Annotated in this window: 18 protein-coding genes; 8 read left to right on the forward strand and 10 right to left on the reverse strand. The window is 63.0% G+C overall.

Annotated elements, in window-relative coordinates; genetic code table 11:
• Positions 1–21 precede the first annotated feature (21 nt).
• A complete protein-coding gene (locus ACW4TB_RS13925; protein ID WP_012312972.1) occupies positions 22–252 on the reverse strand; it encodes a cysteine-rich CWC family protein in 231 nt (76 codons plus the stop codon).
• A gap of 246 nt (positions 253–498) precedes the next feature.
• Here ACW4TB_RS13925 and ACW4TB_RS13930 point away from each other — a divergent pair, with 246 nt between their 5' ends.
• Positions 499–939, forward strand: a complete 441-nt coding sequence (locus tag ACW4TB_RS13930; RefSeq protein WP_012312973.1) for a hypothetical protein — start codon at positions 499–501, stop codon at positions 937–939.
• Positions 940–968: 29 nt separating this feature from the next.
• Here ACW4TB_RS13930 and ACW4TB_RS13935 read toward each other — a convergent pair whose 3' ends face one another.
• Positions 969–2,075: an enoyl-CoA hydratase/isomerase family protein gene (locus tag ACW4TB_RS13935; RefSeq protein ID WP_279929528.1), complete on the reverse strand. Its 1,107-nt coding sequence runs from the start codon at positions 2,073–2,075 to the stop codon at positions 969–971.
• 126 nt (positions 2,076–2,201) lie between these two features.
• Between ACW4TB_RS13935 and ung the strand changes: the two genes are divergently transcribed.
• The gene (ung, locus tag ACW4TB_RS13940) at positions 2,202–2,894 is read left to right on the forward strand and encodes a uracil-DNA glycosylase (RefSeq protein ID WP_012312975.1); all 693 of its coding nucleotides are present in this window, start codon (positions 2,202–2,204) and stop codon (positions 2,892–2,894) included.
• 52 nt (positions 2,895–2,946) lie between these two features.
• Here ung and ACW4TB_RS13945 read toward each other — a convergent pair whose 3' ends face one another.
• From ACW4TB_RS13945 to ACW4TB_RS13965, 5 genes are all read right to left on the reverse strand, one after another.
• Positions 2,947–3,978: an AbrB family transcriptional regulator gene (locus ACW4TB_RS13945; RefSeq protein WP_279929530.1), complete on the reverse strand. Its 1,032-nt coding sequence runs from the start codon at positions 3,976–3,978 to the stop codon at positions 2,947–2,949.
• Positions 3,971–5,485: a tripartite tricarboxylate transporter permease gene (locus tag ACW4TB_RS13950; protein WP_279929533.1), complete on the reverse strand. Its 1,515-nt coding sequence runs from the start codon at positions 5,483–5,485 to the stop codon at positions 3,971–3,973. The genes ACW4TB_RS13945 and ACW4TB_RS13950 overlap by 8 nt, the downstream gene beginning before the upstream one ends.
• Positions 5,486–5,488: 3 nt before the next feature.
• Positions 5,489–5,947 carry a tripartite tricarboxylate transporter TctB family protein gene (locus tag ACW4TB_RS13955; RefSeq protein WP_204919869.1) on the reverse strand — a complete coding sequence of 153 codons (459 nt, stop codon included), beginning with the start codon at positions 5,945–5,947 and terminating at the stop codon, positions 5,489–5,491.
• A 130-nt stretch (positions 5,948–6,077) separates the two neighbouring features.
• Positions 6,078–7,058, reverse strand: coding sequence for a Bug family tripartite tricarboxylate transporter substrate binding protein (locus ACW4TB_RS13960; RefSeq protein WP_012312979.1), 981 nt, complete (start codon positions 7,056–7,058; stop codon positions 6,078–6,080).
• Between the two features lie 31 nt (positions 7,059–7,089).
• A complete protein-coding gene (locus ACW4TB_RS13965; RefSeq protein WP_455842999.1) occupies positions 7,090–8,280 on the reverse strand; it encodes an OprD family porin in 1,191 nt (396 codons plus the stop codon).
• Positions 8,281–8,578: 298 nt separating this feature from the next.
• Here ACW4TB_RS13965 and ACW4TB_RS13970 point away from each other — a divergent pair, with 298 nt between their 5' ends.
• Both ACW4TB_RS13970 and ACW4TB_RS13975 read left to right on the forward strand, forming a co-directional pair.
• Entirely contained in the window at positions 8,579–9,250 is a 672-nt protein-coding gene (locus ACW4TB_RS13970; RefSeq protein WP_012312981.1) for a response regulator, read from the forward strand.
• Positions 9,243–10,622, forward strand: a complete 1,380-nt coding sequence (locus ACW4TB_RS13975) for a sensor histidine kinase (RefSeq protein WP_279929543.1) — start codon at positions 9,243–9,245, stop codon at positions 10,620–10,622. Before ACW4TB_RS13970 ends, ACW4TB_RS13975 begins: the two co-directional genes overlap by 8 nt.
• A gap of 40 nt (positions 10,623–10,662) precedes the next feature.
• Here the strand turns inward: ACW4TB_RS13975 and ACW4TB_RS13980 are convergent, their stop codons facing one another.
• Positions 10,663–11,469, reverse strand: a complete 807-nt coding sequence (locus ACW4TB_RS13980; RefSeq protein WP_012312983.1) for an HDOD domain-containing protein — start codon at positions 11,467–11,469, stop codon at positions 10,663–10,665.
• A 31-nt stretch (positions 11,470–11,500) separates the two neighbouring features.
• Positions 11,501–12,442 (reverse strand): CAF17-like 4Fe-4S cluster assembly/insertion protein YgfZ, encoded by a 942-nt coding sequence (gene ygfZ, locus ACW4TB_RS13985; protein ID WP_012312984.1) that lies wholly within the window; start codon positions 12,440–12,442, stop codon positions 11,501–11,503.
• Between the two features lie 133 nt (positions 12,443–12,575).
• On the opposite strand from ygfZ, the gene ACW4TB_RS13990 reads away from it, so the two are divergent.
• Both ACW4TB_RS13990 and ACW4TB_RS13995 read left to right on the forward strand, forming a co-directional pair.
• On the forward strand, positions 12,576–12,830 hold the full coding sequence (locus tag ACW4TB_RS13990; protein WP_008094993.1) for an FAD assembly factor SdhE: 255 nt from the start codon (positions 12,576–12,578) through the stop codon (positions 12,828–12,830).
• Complete coding sequence (locus tag ACW4TB_RS13995; RefSeq protein WP_254467209.1) at positions 12,814–13,272, forward strand: protein YgfX; 459 nt, start codon at positions 12,814–12,816, stop codon at positions 13,270–13,272. Before ACW4TB_RS13990 ends, ACW4TB_RS13995 begins: the two co-directional genes overlap by 17 nt.
• 52 nt (positions 13,273–13,324) lie before the next feature.
• Here ACW4TB_RS13995 and nadB read toward each other — a convergent pair whose 3' ends face one another.
• Complete coding sequence (gene nadB / locus ACW4TB_RS14000; RefSeq protein ID WP_012312986.1) at positions 13,325–14,929, reverse strand: L-aspartate oxidase; 1,605 nt, start codon at positions 14,927–14,929, stop codon at positions 13,325–13,327.
• A 435-nt stretch (positions 14,930–15,364) separates the two neighbouring features.
• On the opposite strand from nadB, the gene rpoE reads away from it, so the two are divergent.
• Positions 15,365–15,946 carry an RNA polymerase sigma factor RpoE gene (rpoE, locus tag ACW4TB_RS14005; RefSeq protein WP_003252049.1) on the forward strand — a complete coding sequence of 194 codons (582 nt, stop codon included), beginning with the start codon at positions 15,365–15,367 and terminating at the stop codon, positions 15,944–15,946.
• Positions 15,947–15,977: 31 nt separating this feature from the next.
• Positions 15,978–16,568 (forward strand): sigma-E factor negative regulatory protein, encoded by a 591-nt coding sequence (locus ACW4TB_RS14010; protein WP_012312987.1) that lies wholly within the window; start codon positions 15,978–15,980, stop codon positions 16,566–16,568.
• The last annotated feature ends 10 nt before the right edge of the window (positions 16,569–16,578 follow it).

Here is a 16,578-nt window from a genome sequence, read left to right on the forward strand (position 1 = left end):
TCGAGGGGAGGGGCGCGCAGTCTAGCGCTTTTCTGCCTCGACCTGGGCGGGCGCGTTCTCGGGCAGAGCCGCCCCTGCGGCGCAGCGCGGGCAGAGGCAGGCTTTGTCGCGCAGCTCGGTTGGCAGGGCCTTCAGAACTGCGGGGTCAATGCTCACGGCGTAGCACCAGCAGGCTGCTGCCGCAGTGCGCGGGTCGGCCAGGGTGCATTGGTTGAGGGCGCCGCAGGCAGGGCAGCGCTGGCTGTCATTCATACACTAGTCCGGGGTGTTCAATGCAGGCACGGTTGCGGCCGGCCTGCTTGCATCATTGAGGTGCTCATTCTAGTGATATGGCCGGGAAAAGACTGCAGGTTTATTGGGGTATCGAAGCTATTTCAAATTATTGCGCAAATGGCACTGCACGATGGCGGCAATGTCTGAATCCTTGTCGATGTTCGCTTTGGCTTCGACGCTCGGCAGCGCCGCTGTACGGGCACCCCAGCGGTCCAGGAGGCCGCCATGTCCTATCGAATTCTGTTGATCGCCCTGTTGGGCCTGATGACAACCGCCTGCGTGCCCTACCACGAGGGAGGCCGTTACTATCGTACCGATTACTACACCGCTGACCGGTATGCCTCGCCGGGTTATTACCGCCATGACCGCTATTACGTAGCCCCCCAACCGCGCTATTACTACCAGCCGGCACCGCGTTACTACCGGCCTGCGCCCGTGCCGCAATACCGTCCGCACCCGCAGCCGGGGATGAAGCAGTGGCATGGCAACCCGCGTCATGATTATGGCAATCGCCAGCGTTATGACTACGGCCGTGATCGCGACCGGCATGATTACCGCAATGACAGCCGGCGGTACCAGAATGACCGTTGGCATTCCAATGGACGGGGTGATCGTGATCGCCGCCCGGATGGTGGGCGCGGTGGTGATCGCAACTGGCAACGGTAACGGGTGACGCGGGCGCAGAGCGGCGCAGGTCAGGCAAGATCGGCCAAGGGGTGGCGCCCCTCCCATACCTTCGCAAAATGGGCCTCGACCACGGCGGCCGGCACTTGCGCAACATCCGGCCAGTGCCAGCGTGGTTGGTTGTCCTTGTCCAGCAGGCGGGCGCGCACGCCTTCGCTGAATTCGGGATGACGGCAGCAATTGAGGCTCATGCTGTATTCCATCTGGAATACCTGGGCCAATGACAGATGCCGGGCCCGACGGATCTGTTCCCAGACCAGGTGCGCCGTGAGCGGGCAGCCCTCCTGCAGGCGTTGGCCTGCATCAGCCAACAATGGGTCGTCATGCTGCTTGAGCCCTTCCAGCGCACGCCACGCGGCCGCCGGGTCTGCAACATCGAGCAGCGCATCGATCATCTGGCGCCGAGGCAGCCATTGCGCCTCCGGCAGTTCGGCATAGGCGCGGTGCTGCTCCGCCTTGAGCAGGCTGTTCAGCTGCAGGTCGGTCTGCTCTTGCCAGTTCAGTTGCAACAATTCTTCGATAAGCCCTTCTTGTTGATGCTCGCCAAAGAAGCGGTCTGCCAGGCCCAGGTCGATTGCGTCCCGGGCATTGATGGGGGCGCCGGTCAGCCCCAGAAACAGCCCGAGCTTGCCCGGCAGGCGCGCAAGAAACCAGCTAGCGCCCACGTCGGGGTAGAGGCCAATGCTGATTTCCGGCATTGCCAGGCGGCTGCTAGGCGTGACTATGCGTACCCCCGCCCCCTGCAACAGCCCCATGCCGCCCCCCAGCACATGGCCGTGGCCCCAGCACAGCACCGGCTTGGCGTAGGTGTGCAGGAGATAGTCGAGGCGGTATTCGGCGGCAAAGAACGTGGCTGCCAGCGGTGGCACGCTGCCGGGGTGATCGCGGCAGGCCTGGGCCAGTGCCCGTACATCGCCACCGGCGCAGAATGCCTTGGCGCCGTTGCCACGCAGCAATACACAGACAACGCCCGGGTCGCGGGCCCAGTCTTGCAGGTATTCGCCGAGCACTTCGATCATCGGCAGGTTCAGGGCATTGAGCGCCTTGGGCGCATCCAGTGTGGCAATGCCGATGCGGGCGCCATCGGCGCCGGTGAGTACCTCGCAATGAATGGCCATGGACTACCTCGTTCAAGTCATCGCTCAAGTATGGCTTGCCTGGGCGATCATGCAGGCCATAGGTCAGACCGATTGACAAGGGGGGATGGCTTACCTAGTGTCGCGCCATTGTTTACGGATGGCCTCATGACTGACGACGATCGCATCAAACTTGAACCCGGCTGGAAAAACGCCCTGCGTGCCGAGTTCGACCAGCCCTACATGCACCAGCTGCGTGAATTCCTGCGCCAGGAGTACGCCGCCGGCAAGGAAATCTACCCGCCAGGCCCGATGATCTTCAATGCGCTCAACTCCACGCCGCTTGAGCAGGTGAAAGTCGTCATCCTCGGCCAGGACCCCTATCACGGCCCGGGCCAGGCACACGGCCTGTGCTTTTCGGTGCAGCCGGGTGTGCCGACGCCGCCATCGCTGGTCAACATCTACAAGGAACTGCATCGCGACCTGAACATTCCCATTGCCAGCCATGGTTACCTGCAGAGCTGGGCGGAGCAGGGTGTGCTGCTGCTCAACACGACCATGACCGTGGAGCGCGCCAATGCCGCTTCGCATGCCAAGAAAGGCTGGGAATTCTTTACCGACCGTATCATCCAGGTGGTCAGCGAGCAGTGCCCGAATGTGGTGTTCCTGCTGTGGGGCGCACATGCCCAGAGCAAGCAGAAACTGATCGATGGCACCAAGCACCTGGTGCTGAAATCGGTGCACCCGTCGCCACTGTCTGCGTACCGTGGCTTCCTGGGTTGCGGGCATTTCAGCCGGACCAACGGCTTCCTCGAACAGCGTGGCCTGGCGCCGATCAACTGGGCGTTACCGCCGCTTTAAGGGGCGAGCCGGTGCTCAGTGGCCGGCTTGCCGGCGATCACCTGCAAAGCTTTCAGTGCTGGCCTTTCACCCAGCATCTGAACAGCGGTTCGGCCAGAAACAGCACGAACAGCAATCGCATCACCTGCAACGCCGTCACCAACGGCACCGACAGCTGCAATGTCTCTGCGGTCAGGCTCATCTCGGCAATGCCGCCCGGCATCATGCCCAGCGTCAGCGAGCGCAGATCCAGCGCAGTCATCACGCTCAACCCCCAGGCGGCAGTGCCCGCGATCAGCATGCATAGCGCAGTGGCGAGCAACGTGCGCAGCAAGAACGACGGAGCACGGCGGAAGAATGCGCGATTGAAGTGGCAGGCCAGGCCACTGCCGATCAACCATTGGCCGATCTGGCTGGCACCGTCGGGCAGGGCGATCTGCAGGTTGCCCGCCAGGCTTACCGTGGAGGCTACCAGCAACGGCCCGAACAGCCAGGGGTTAGGCTGGCGCAAGCCCTGCCAGGCGAAACCGACCGCCACACCCAGCGGTGCGATCAGCGCCAGCCAGCCCCAGCTGACGCTGCCGGCATGATTGAGCGGCACGCCGTCGCCGATCAGGAATTTGAACAGCGCCGGTACGCACAGCACCACTGCCAGCACACGCAGGCTTTGCGCCGCAGCCACCTGGCTGAGCACCGCGCCGTTACGCGCGCCGAGGTTGACCATCTCCCCGGAGCCGCCGGGCATGCTGGCAAAAAATGCCGTGGCACGGTCTTCGCCGGTACGCCGCAGCAACCACACGCCAACCACGCTGGAAACGGTGGTCAGCAATGCGGCAAAGAAGATCAGCACGAAATGGCTGGCGACCTGTTCGATCACGGCAGGGGTGAAGTGCAGGCCAATACCCAAGCCGATGATGCATTGGCCGCATTTGCGGCCATTGGGGATTTCTGAAAGTTGCCAGGGCGTCAGGCAGCGCACCAGGATGATCGCCAGCAAGGAGCCGACCATCCAGGGCAAGGGCCAGCCGACCTGGCTGGCGAGATACCCGCCCGCCAGGCCGACCAGCCCTGTCGCCCAGTACAGCGGCAACGACCGATCAGGCATCGGCCATCGCCCGACGCTGCCGGCTACGCTTGCGCCAGATGCGCAACAGCGGCAGGCAGAGCATGCACACCACCAGTACCCAGATGCCCATGCTGATCGAGCTCGACCACAGAATGCCCAGCTCGCCATTGGAAATCGACAGCGCACGGCGCAGGTTCTGCTCCATCAGGCCGCCCAGGATGAAGCCGAGCAGGATAGGCGACAGCGGGAAGTCCAGCTTGCGCAGGATGTAGCCCATGATGCCGATGCCAACCATCAGGAACAGGTCGAAGGTGGTGGCGTGCACCGCGTATACACCGATCGCGGTGATGATCGCGATTACCGGCACCAGCGCCCAGTTCGGCACGGCGAGGATGCGGGTGAAGATGCGGATCATCGGGATGTTCAGGATCACCAGCATGATGTTGGCGACGAACAGCGAAGCGATCAGCCCCCAGACAATGTCAGGTTGCTGTTCGAACAGCAGGGGGCCGGGGGTGATGTTGTACAGGGTCAGTGCACCGATCATCACCGCCGTGGTGCCCGACCCGGGAACACCCAAGGTCAGCATTGGTACCAGCGCGCCGCAGCAGGATGCGCCGATGGCTGTTTCCGGGGCAGCCAGGCCACGGGCATCGCCCTTGCCGAACTTGCCGCTTTCCCCAGCGATGCGCTTCTCGCTCATGTAGGCCACGGCGCTGGCCAAGGTCGCTCCCGCACCTGGCAGCACGCCCATGATGAACCCAAGCAGGCCGCAGCGGATGTTGACGACGAACACCGAGGCCGCTTCCTTGAAGTTGAACAGCATGCGCCCTGTGGCCTTGACCGCTTGATGCCCATGATGAGTCTTCTCCAGCAGCAGCAGGATTTCGCTGATCGAGAACAGGCCCAGCACCAGCACCACGAACTGGATACCGTCGGCCAGATGCACGCTATCACCGGTGAAGCGGTATACGCCGCTGTTGGCGTCGATACCGACCGCTGACAGGAACAGGCCGATCAGTGCGGCGATGAAGGTCTTCAGCGGTTTGTCCCCGGCCATGCCGCCCAAAGCAACGATAGCGAACACCATCAGCACGAAGTACTCCGCCGGCCCGAAGGCAATCGCCCATTTCGCCAGCAGCGGGGCGAACAGCACCATGCCGCAGGTGGCGATGAGTGCGCCAATGAACGAACTCCACGCCGACAGCGACAGGGCAACGCCAGCCAGGCCGTTGCGGGCCATCGGGTAGCCGTCGAGGGTGGTCATCACGGTCGAGGCCTCGCCCGGGATATTCAGCAGGATCGAGCTAATCCGCCCGCCGTATTCGCAGCCCAGGTACACCGCTGCCAACAGGATCAGTGCCGACTCTGGGGGCAGGCCGAGGGCGAATGCGATCGGGATCAGCAGCGCCACGCCGTTGATCGGGCCCAGGCCCGGCAGCAGGCCGACCACGGTGCCGATGAGGGTGCCCGAAAGGGCGGTAACCAGGTTGTAGGGGGTCAGGGCGACGCCGAAGCCCTGGCCCAGGTAGCTCAAGGTATCCATCTGTCAGTTCTCCAGTACGCTCAGCAGGCCGAGGGGCAGGGGCACATCCATCACGCGGTCGAACAGCCAGTAGAGGAACAGGCTCATGCCCACCACCACCAGGGTGCTGTGCAACCAGCGGCCGCCGTACAAGCGGGCCATAGGGATGCCAACCAAGATGGCGCTGATGATGAAGCCCAAGGCTTCAAAGGTGCTGGCGAAGACCAGCAGCAGGCCGACGCAGGCGGTAATCTTGGTCAGGGTTGCGCGGTCCAGCGCAGGCTCGTCGTCCTTGTGCACGATGGGCGTGGGGCGTATGGCGAGATAGAGCAGGCCCAGGCTCATCAGGCCAAGCATCAACAGCGGGTAGGCACGTGGGCCGACCGGTTCGTAGGAAAAGGCCGCCTGGTAGGGCCAGGCCATCACGGCCAGGGCGGCGCACACCGCCAGCAAAGCCAGGGCGAAGATACGTTGCAGGATCATTGGGAATCCTCATTGAGGTTGCAGTGGCCGTGCAGGCCTATTCGCCGGTAAGCCGGCTCCCACGGTGTGAGCAACGCTGTAGCTGTGGGAGCCGGCTTGCCGGCGATGGGGCCAGTATCGGCACCCAGGCTTACTGAACCAGGCCGAATTCCTTGGCCAGTGCCTTGTAGTCCGCCACTTGCTTCTTCACATAGCCGTCCAGTTCGTCACCTGTCATGGCGAACGGGAACAGCTCGCGCTGGTCACGCAGCTTGGCGAAGTCTTCAGAGGCAAGCATCTTGTCGAAGGAGTCCTTCCACCAGGCGTACTCTTCATCGCTCACTTTCGGCCCAAGGTAGAAACCGCGCACCACCGGCCAGACGATGTCGTAACCCTGTTCCTTGGCGGTGGGGATGTCTTTCATCTCCGGCTCGTCCAGGCGGTTTTCCGAGAACACCGCAAGGATGCGCATGTTGCCGCTCTGGATGTGTGGCATGGAGTCGGAGATGTCGGTGGAGCCGACCTGGATGTGGCCACCTAGCAGCGCGGTGGCGATTTCACCGCCCCCTTCCAGGGCCACGTAGCGCAGGTCGCGGGGGTTGATGCCGGCGGCCTTGGCGATCAGGGCAGTCTGCATCCAGTCCTGGCTACCGACGGTGCCACCGGAGCCGATCACCACCTTGCTCGGGTCTTTCTTCAGCGCTGCGACCAGGTCATCGAGGGTCTTGTAGGGCGAATCGCTTTTCACGGCAATGGCGCCGTAGCTGGTGCCGACCGCCGCCAGCCATTTCACGGCATTTTCGTCGAAGCGGCCGAACTTGCCCTGGGCCAGGTTGAGCAAGGAGCCGCTGGACCACGCCACCAGCGTGCCGGCATCGCCCGGGCGCTGCGCTACCACGGCGTTGTAGGCCACTGCGCCGACACCGCCTGGCATGTAGGTGACGCGCATCGGTTTGCTGAGGATCTTTTCCTGCACAAGGGCGCTTTGCACCAATTTGCAGGTCAGGTCGAAACCGCCGCCGGGCGAGGCCGGGGCGATGCATTCGGGGCGTTTGGGTTCGGCGGCGAGGGCATTGCCGGCCAGCAGCAGGCAGCCGGTAGCCAGGGCGAGGCGGCGCAGTGAAAAGGTCATCGTCTATCTCCGTGAGCGTTGTTGTTATGGGTTACCACAGGGCGACGCTGTAGCTCACCAGCAGCCGCACTTCGTCGGCATCGCGGGCGAAGTTCGAACGGAAGGTGGCGTTGCGCAGGCGCACGGCGACGTTTTTCAACGGGCCGCTTTGTACCACGTACTTGAACTCGGTATTGCGCTCCCACTCCTTGCCCTCGCTGCCATCGGCGCGGCTGACGTTGTCGCCGTTGATGTAGCGGGTCATGAAGGTCAGGCCGGGGACGCCCAACGCCGCGAAGTTGTAGTCGTAGCGCACTTGCCAGGAGCGCTCGTCGGCACCGGCGAAGTCGTTGATCTGCACGAAGTTGACCAGGTACGGGTCGGCACCATCGACATAAGGGAAGGCGCTGTCACCTGACAGGTGTTGGTAGGCGGCGCTCACTTTATGCCCGCCCAAGGCATAGCTGAACATGCCGTTGACGGTGGTGTTGTCGATGTTGCCGGCCTTGGCCTGGCCCTGATCGTCGCTCACTGCCAGGCGCAGGTCGGCACCGAAGGTGCCTGGGCCCCAAGGCTGGGTGGCGATCATGCCGAGGAAGTGCTGGCGGTAGATATCGTCGAGTTGGGCGAAGTGGTAGCTGCCGGTGATGCGGTCGGTGAACTGGTAGTCGACGCCCGCCAGGTCTAGGTTGTCTGCCGAGAACGTGCCGCCGAAGCGACCATTCTTGTTGTTCAGAGCGAGGTCTTCCCAGTTGGTGTCATTGCGATCTTTGGCCTTCTCCAGGCGCCCGCCGGTGAAGGTGAGGTTGTTGATCTCTTTTGACGTGACCAGGCCGCCCTCGAAGGTCTGCGGCAGGATGCGCCCGTCGTTGGGCTGCAGGGTCGGCAGTTCGGGGATCAGCGTGCCGATTTTCAGTTCGGTCTCGGACACTTTCACTTTGCCTGTCAGGCCGAGCTTGGAGTACTCATCGGCGGCCTTGCCATCATCGTGGGTCGGCAACAGACCGGAGCCTGCGCGGTCGGGGCTTGAGTCGAGCTTGATGCCGAGCATGCCCAAGGCGTCCAGGCCAAAGCCCACGGTGCCGTCGGTGTAGCCGGACTCGAAGTTGAGCATCAGGCCCTGAGCCCATTCGTCGCGCTTGGATTGCTGCGCACTGGTGCCGTCGCGGAAGTCGCGGTTGAAGTACATGTTGCGGGTTTCGAAGGTTGCCGTGCTGTCTTCGAAGAAGGCGGCCTGGCTCATCGGGGCGACGCCGGCAAGCGCGAAGGCGCAAGCGCATGCGTATGGGCGTGCGGAAAGGGAACGGGTAGGCGCGAACGCCTGCGGCTGCGATGACAGCATCGAGGATGACTCCGTTATTGTTCTTATTCGATGCACCTTGCTGGTGCTTTTTTCGGCGCATAGGGCGACCGTGGTGCGATGCTAGGTAACGAACCTTTCGCTAACCTTTCAGCCTGAAAGGTTTGTTACAAGGGGCTTCACAGACCGGGCTACAGCGGTACACTCCGCGCCACCGCCCCACCCGAGCAGGGAGAATCCGATGCGTGTGCTGCTGGTCGAAGACCACGTACAACTGGCCGAAAGCGTGGCCCAGGCCCTGAAGAGCCATGGTTTGACCGTGGATGTGCTGCATGACGGCGTGGCCGCCGATCTGGCCCTGGCCAGCGAGGAGTATGCTGTTGCCGTGCTCGATGTGGGCCTGCCACGCATGGACGGCTTTGAAGTGCTGGCCCGCCTGCGCGGGCGCGGCAAGACCCTGCCGGTGCTGATGCTGACCGCGCGCAGCGATGTGAAGGACCGGGTGCATGGCCTGAACCTTGGCGCCGATGATTACCTGGCGAAACCCTTTGAGCTGACCGAATTGGAAGCACGGGTCAAGGCCTTGCTGCGGCGTAGCGTGCTCGGTGGTGAGCGCCAGCAGCGCTGCGGCCCGCTGGTGTATGACCTTGATACCCGGCGGTTCGCCCTGGGCGAGGACAACCTGACCCTGACCTCCCGTGAGCAGAGCGTACTTGAGGCGCTGATCGCACGCCCCGGCCGAGTGATGAGCAAGGAGCAATTGGCCGCCCAGGTCTTCGGCCTCGACGAAGAGGCCAGCCCCGACGCCATCGAAATCTACATCCACCGCCTGCGCAAGAAGCTCGACGGCCAGTCGGTGGCCATTGTCACGTTCCGCGGCCTGGGCTACCTGCTCGAGCACCGTGATGCGTGACAATGGCAGCCTGCGCGGGCGCTTGCTGGGCAACCTGGCGCTGTTGCTGGTAGTGCTGATGCTGGCCAGCGGCCTGAGCGCCTACTGGAATGGCCGCGAGGCTGCCGATACCGCCTATGACCGGACCTTGCTGGCATCGGCGCGGACCATCGCTGCCGGCCTGTCCCAGCGAGACGGCACGCTCAGCGCGGACGTGCCTTACGTGGCGCTGGACACGTTTGCCTACGACAGTGCCGGGCGCATTTACTACCAGGTGCTGGACATAAACCAGAAACTGATCTCGGGCTACGAGAACCTGCCGCCACCCCCGCCGGGCACACCGCGTACCGACGATTACCCGGCGCTGGCGCGCTTCTACAACGCCACCTACCTCGGGCAGGACGTGCGCGTGGTCAGTCTGCTCAAGGCGGTCAGCGAGCCGAACATGAACGGCATGGCTGAAATTCGTGTGGCCGAGACGGAGGAGGCGCGGGTGAGGATGGCCCGCGGGCTGATGGCCGATACCCTGCTGCGCCTGGGCATGCTGGCGCTGGGGGCATTGGGGATGGTCTGGTTCGCAGTGAGTGCGGCGCTACGCCCGCTGGAGCGTCTGCGCAAAGCCGTGGAAGATCGCCAGCCGGATGACCTGCGCGCGCTGCCGCTGGTGCAGGTGCAGCGTGAGCTTGACCCGCTGGTGCGTGCCTTGAATCACTTCACCGAACGCTTGCGAGGGCAGTTCGAGCGCCAGGCGCAGTTCATTGCCGAGGCCGCCCACGAACTGCGCACGCCTTTGGCAGCGCTCAAGGCACGGGTCGAATTGGGCTTGCGCTCCAAGCAGCCCGAAGAGTGGCACCAGACGCTGGAGTCTGCCGCCCAAGGTACTGACAGGCTGACCCATCTGGCCAACCAGCTTTTATCGTTGGCACGGGTGGAGAATGGCGCTCGGGCAATCGCCGAAGGTGGCGCTCAGCGCCTGGACCTCAGCCAGCTGGCCCGCGAGCTGGGCATGGCCATGGCACCTCTGGCGCATAAACGGGGTGTGGCCTTGGCGCTGGAGGCCACGGCGCCGGTATGGATCAAGGGGGAGCCGACCTTGCTCAATGAGTTGCTCAGCAACCTGGTGGACAACGCTCTGGCACATACCCCTGCGGGCGGTAATGTGATTTTGCGGGTCTTGGCGCCAGCGGTACTGGAGGTCGAAGATGATGGTTCCGGTATTCCCGAAGATGAGCGCGAACGGGTGTTCGAGCGTTTCTATCGCCGCAGTGCCCAGGGGACTGGCTTGGGGTTGGCGATTGTCGGTGAGATCTGTCGCGCGCACCTGGCGCAGATCAGTCTGCATGACGGCGAGAATGGGGGGTTGAAAGTACGTGTGAGTTTTATCGCTGACTGAGTTCTTGCCTGCGTAGAACCTTTGGCGGACATGGCGCTGGCTAGCGCAGCATGCTCCGCGCTTCCAGCAGTTCGCCAATCTCCAGCTCCGTGCCAAACGGCAACCCCAGGTGCCGGTAGGCGGGCAATGCCGCCAACGGTCTGCTGCGTCCGCGCTGGCTTAGGCAGCGGGCAATCTGCACCACGTCGATGTAGTCGACTTTGTCGGTGCGCCGGTCCAGGTCCTGCACCTGGCTTGGCAAATTCACCAGTTGCTCGGGGAATTCCCATGACGAAAGGATCTTGTCGCCCAGCACAGGCTGGATCTGCTCGATCACGTAGTGCAGGCAGACCGGGTCGGAGAGCAGTTCATTGTGCTCTTCGGCGTAGATCAGTACTGGCAGCGCGCCGATCTGGTTGACCAGGCCGCCGAGGGTGGCCTGGTCAGGCTTGAGGTGAGTAAAGCGGCGGCAGATTTCATAGCTGATGCCCGCAACTTCGAGGCTGTTTGCCCAGATATCCCTTAATTTTTGCTCAACTGCCGGTGAGCGTGCATGGAAGATCTGCTCAATCACCAGGCCGATGGCCAGGTTGCAGCTGTAGTTGATACCCAGGCGGGTGATGGCCGTGTGCAGGTCGGTGACCTCGATCGCCGCCCGCAGCAGTGGGCTGTTCACCACCTTGATCAGGCGGGCGGAGAGGGCCGCATCGCGGCCAATCACCTTGCTCAGGGCAGCAACGCTGATTTCCGTGTCCTCGGCGGCCTCGCGGATGCTCAGGGCAACTTCCGGAAGGGTAGGCAGAACCAGGTCATCGTTGGCGATGGCAGCCAGCAACTGTGCTTGAACCATCTCGGCCAGCTTGTTCATGTACTTCTCTACAGCAGGGGTGGCGGGCTGGTCAGCGCTGGATTTCCCGGTCGCGATCCAGTTCGTAAGGCAGGCTCGAAACCCTCAGGCGTGGGCCTTGCAGGCTGCCCAGGTGCAGGTTGTCGTCTTCCACGGCCTCGGCACCGAGTACCGCAAGCAGTTCGCAGCTCTGGCCCGTGGTGGCCGCAATGACCACTTCGCCAACCGATGAACCATGGGTCGGCGAGAAGATTTGCGCACCCGGGGCAGGAATATCCTGCTGGTCCAGCAGCAAGCGGTACTGACGTCGCTTGAGCTTGCCCAGGTACTGCATGCGCGCAACGATTTCCTGGCCGGTGTAACAGCCCTTTTTGAAACTCACGCCATCGAGCGCCTGCAAATTGATCATCTGCGGGATGAACAGCTCACGGGTCGGGCCCATGACCTGGCCGATGCCAGCACGGATCTGCCCCAGCAGCCAGTCGTTGAGAGGCCCTTCAGGCAATGCGGTTGCCAGTTTTTCACGCACGCTGGCGGCGGCGTCCGCCGGAACCCAAAGTTCCACGCGACCCTCAGAAACGGCCACGGCGATCAGGCCTTCATGGCGTTCGGTGGCGCCAGCGCTGGTCGGCACCTTCAAACCCAAGGCCCGCAGCGCCGCATCACCGCCCTGCAGGCCGAAACGCGCCCAGGCGGCGCTTTCGTCGCTGAGCGTGGCCTTGGAAAACACGGCGTATTTTTTCAGGTCGGCCAGCTGTGCCTCGAGCAGTTCTCTGGCCATGGCCAGCAGGTAGCCGTTGCCTTCGGGCAGGATGCGGAAGCTCGACTGCATGCGCCCCTTGACCATGCAGCGGGCGCCCAGACTTGCTTGCTCGGGGCTGAGGTAGTTGATGTTGCAGGTCAACTGGCCCTGCAGGAACTTGCCGGCGTCGGAGCCGCGGACGGCGAGGATGCCCTCGTGGGACAGAGGGCTGTAGAAAGCGGAATCGGCCATGGGGGATCGCGGTGGCTAAAGACTGGCGGCCATCATAGAACGCCAGTAACAAAATAGGTAGGTGACTAGACCAACGCCTCGTGCCGCTTCGTGCGCCTGGCTGTATACTGGCCGCCCATTTGAGGAGGGCCCCATGGTCGAACAAACTGAACTCAACCGGCTTTTCTGGCACAGCCGCCGCGGCATGCTTGAACTCGACGTACTGCTGGTGCCTTTCACCCAGGAGGTCTACCCGACCCTGAGCGAAGCCGACCGCGAACTCTACGTTCGCCTGTTGAGCTGTGAGGATCAGGACATGTTCGGCTGGTTCATGGAGCGTACCGAGTCCGAAGACCCGGAGCTACAGCGCATGGTCCGCATCATTCTGGACCGTGTCCAGCCCAAGTGAGTGTTTCGAGTGCCGTTGGCAGGGCTCGCGCCTGCTGCTGACGGCCTACCTGATCTGCCAGGTGCTGGCGTTGCTTGCCTTGTGGCTGGGTGCACTGCCTTGGTGGTTTTCCCTTCCTGCCTCAGTCGCTTGTCTGGCCCATGCCGGGTGGGTGATCCCCCGACGCATACTGCTGACCCATGCTCAAGCCGTCACTGGCCTGCGTCGGGATGCTTCTGGCTGGCAGCTTTTCAGCCGTGCGGGGGGCTGGCAGGCGGTGCGACTGTGTCGCGACAGCGTGGCGCTGCCGGGCCTGGTGGTAGTGCGGTTCGCAAGGCCTGGGCACTGGCTGTGCGAGAGCCAATGCGTTGCCGGGGATGCCCTGGGGGCGGATCAGCATCGGCGTCTGCGGGTACGGCTCAAATTCAGCCGGCGCAGGTGGGCTGAGGTCGCGACCCGCTAGGCAGGTGCCGGGTCGCCCCTTTGCGGTTTTAACCGCGAAGGGGTACCGATCTTCAGGCCGGACTCAGTATGGTGTCCTTGGCCTCAGCCAACATGCCGGGGTAATCCAGGGTGTAATGCAACCCGCGGCTTTCCTTGCGCTGCATCGCCGAGCGGATCATCAACTCCGCCACCTGTGCCAGGTTGCGCAGCTCGATCAGGTCGCGGCTGACCTTGTAGTTGCTGTAGAACTCGTCGATTTCGTCCAGTAGCAGGCGCACGCGATGCTCGGCACGCTGCAGGCGCTTGCTCGTGCGCACGATGCCCACGTAGTCCCACATGAACCGCCGCAGTTCGTCCCAGTTGTGCGCGATGATCACATCCTCATCCGAGTCGGTGACCTGGCTGGCATCCCAGCATGGCAGGGCTTTGGGCATGGCAATCTGCGCCAGACGGGCCTCGATGTCCGCGGCAGCGGAACGGCCGTAGACGAAACACTCGAGCAGCGAGTTGCTGGCCATGCGATTGGCGCCGTGCAGGCCGGTGAAGCTGGTCTCGCCGATGGCGTACAGGCCCGGTACGTCGGTATGGCCGCGATCGTCGACCACCACCCCGCCACAGGTGTAGTGGGCGGCGGGCACTACCGGGATCGGCTGGCGGGTGATGTCGATACCGAAGGTCAGGCAGCGCTCATAGACGGTCGGGAAATGGCTTTTTATGAAGTCAGCCGGCTTGTGCGTGATGTCCAGGTAGACGCAGTCCACACCCAGGCGCTTCATCTCATGGTCGATGGCCCGGGCCACGATGTCGCGCGGTGCGAGTTCTTCGCGTGGGTCGAAGCGCGGCATGAAGCGTTCACCATTGGGCAGGCGCAGCAGGGCGCCTTCGCCGCGCAGGGCTTCAGTGATGAGGAAACTCTTGGCCTGCGGATGGTAGAGGCAGGTCGGATGGAACTGGTTGAATTCCAGATTGGCAACCCGACAGCCGGCGCGCCAGGCCATGGCGATGCCATCGCCGCAGGCGCCATCGGGGTTGCTGGTATACAGGTAGACCTTGGCGGCACCGCCGGTGGCAAGCACTGTAAAGCGCGCTCCGAAGGTATCCACCTCACCACTGTTGCGGTTCAGCACATAGGCGCCCAGGCATCGCTCGCCGGGCAAGCCCAGGCGCCGCTCGGTAATCAGGTCGACCGCTACACGTTGCTCAAGCAGTTCGATGTTAGGGCGTTTGCGGGCTTGCTCAAGCAACGTGGTGAAAATGGCCGCGCCCGTGGCATCGGCAGCATGGATGATGCGTCGGTGGCTGTGCCCGCCTTCACGGGTCAGGTGAAATTCGAACCCGCCATCGTCAACGCTGGAGTGCTCATCGCGGGTAAAGGGCACGCCCTGTTCGATCAGCCACTCAATGGCTTCGCGGCTGTGCTCGACGGTGAATCGCACGGCGTCTTCGTGGCAAAGGCCGCCACCGGCGTTGAGTGTGTCCTCGACATGGGACTGCACGGTATCGGTGTCGTCCAGCACCGCGGCCACGCCACCTTGGGCCCAGAAGGTCGAGCCATTGGCCAGGTCGCCCTTGCTCAGTACGGCGATGCGCAGGTGGGCGGGAAGGTTGAGTGCCAGGCTGAGACCGGCTGCGCCGCTGCCGATCACCAGGACATCATGTTGGAATTGTTGGCTCATGTCGGGACACTAGTAATCTTTAGAGGGGGCACGGCACAATAGTCACGCGTAGATGGCATTGTGAAACTATCGTGAATAGAGGCCGGGTTGCCTTTATAGCAGCCTGCGGTGGCCAATTTCCATGCCACTTGCGACGTGAGGGCAATCTTCGTGGGAACTTTCCTACATGGCTGGAAATCCTATGAAGGCTGCCCGTGCGCCATCATTTCGCGCGGCGACGCGTGGCGGCGGCTCTATCCGGGCTGACACCTGCGTATCCGAAACCTGATTATCGACGCTGCCGGCCTTGCCCGCGCCGCGTCTTCCGTGCGAGCCAGTCAAGGGCCGCAGGAAACTTGCTTGGAGGAGAGAACTTTTGCGAAAAGCCCGAGTCTATGTTTGCAAGCCTGAACGATGGCTGATGCAACGCTCCTTCGAGTTCACTGAGGAGTGTTCATGCTAACCCAGGAAGAGGATCAGCAGCTTGTAGAGCGCGTGCAGCGCGGTGACAGGCGAGCGTTCGATCTGTTGGTGCTGAAGTATCAGCACAAGATTCTCGGGTTGATCGTGCGGTTCGTTCACGATACCCACGAGGCCCAGGATGTGGCGCAGGAAGCCTTTATCAAGGCCTACCGTGCGCTCGGCAATTTTCGCGGTGACAGTGCGTTTTATACCTGGCTGTACCGCATCGCCATCAACACGGCGAAGAACTATCTGGTGTCCCGTGGAAGACGGCCGCCAGACAGCGATGTGAGCTCCGAGGATGCGGAGTTTTACGACGGCGATCATGGTCTCAAGGATCTCGAGTCCCCAGAGCGCTCCCTGTTGCGGGATGAAATCGAAGGCACAGTCCATCGCACAATCCAGCAACTCCCTGAAGATTTGCGCACGGCATTGACCCTGCGTGAGTTCGACGGGTTGAGTTACGAAGACATTGCCAGTGTCATGCAATGTCCGGTGGGTACCGTGCGCTCTCGAATCTTCCGCGCTCGGGAGGCCATAGACAAAGCCCTGCAGCCGTTGTTGCAGGAAACCTGAGACAGCGGCGACAGCCAAGAGAGGAACCGCCATGAGTCGTGAAGCTTTGCAGGAATCGCTGTCCGCGGTAATGGATAACGAAGCGGACGAACTGGAATTGCGACGGGTGCTGAGCGCCGTCGACGATGCCGAAACCCGTGCCACCTGGTCGCGTTACCAGGTTGCCCGCGCAGCGATGCACAAGGAGCTGTTGCTGCCGAAACTGGATATCGCCTCGGCGGTGTCTGCCGCCCTGGCTGACGAAGCCGTACCGGCCAAGGTCAAGCAAGGCCCGTGGCGCAGTATTGGCCGCCTGGCCGTTGCCGCCTCGGTCACCGTTGCTGTGCTGGCTGGCGTGCGCATGTACAACCAGGACGAGATCACCGGCGCTGAGCTGGCTGCGCAACAACCTGCCCAGCAAGGCCTGAGCATGCCACAAACTCAGGGCCCGGCTGTTTTGGCAGGCTATAGTGAAAGCAGTGAGCAACCGACCGGGCCGATGGCCAATGGCGTGCTGCAGAACCAGGCTGGCTGGGATCAGCGTCTGCCGGGGTACCTGCGTCAGCATGCGCAGGAATCCGCGCTCAAGGGTACTGAAACTGCCCTGCCGTATGCCCGCGCCGCCAGCCTGGAAAACCGCTAAGTAAGGAGGA

This window comes from Lelliottia jeotgali, from assembly GCF_977070485.1.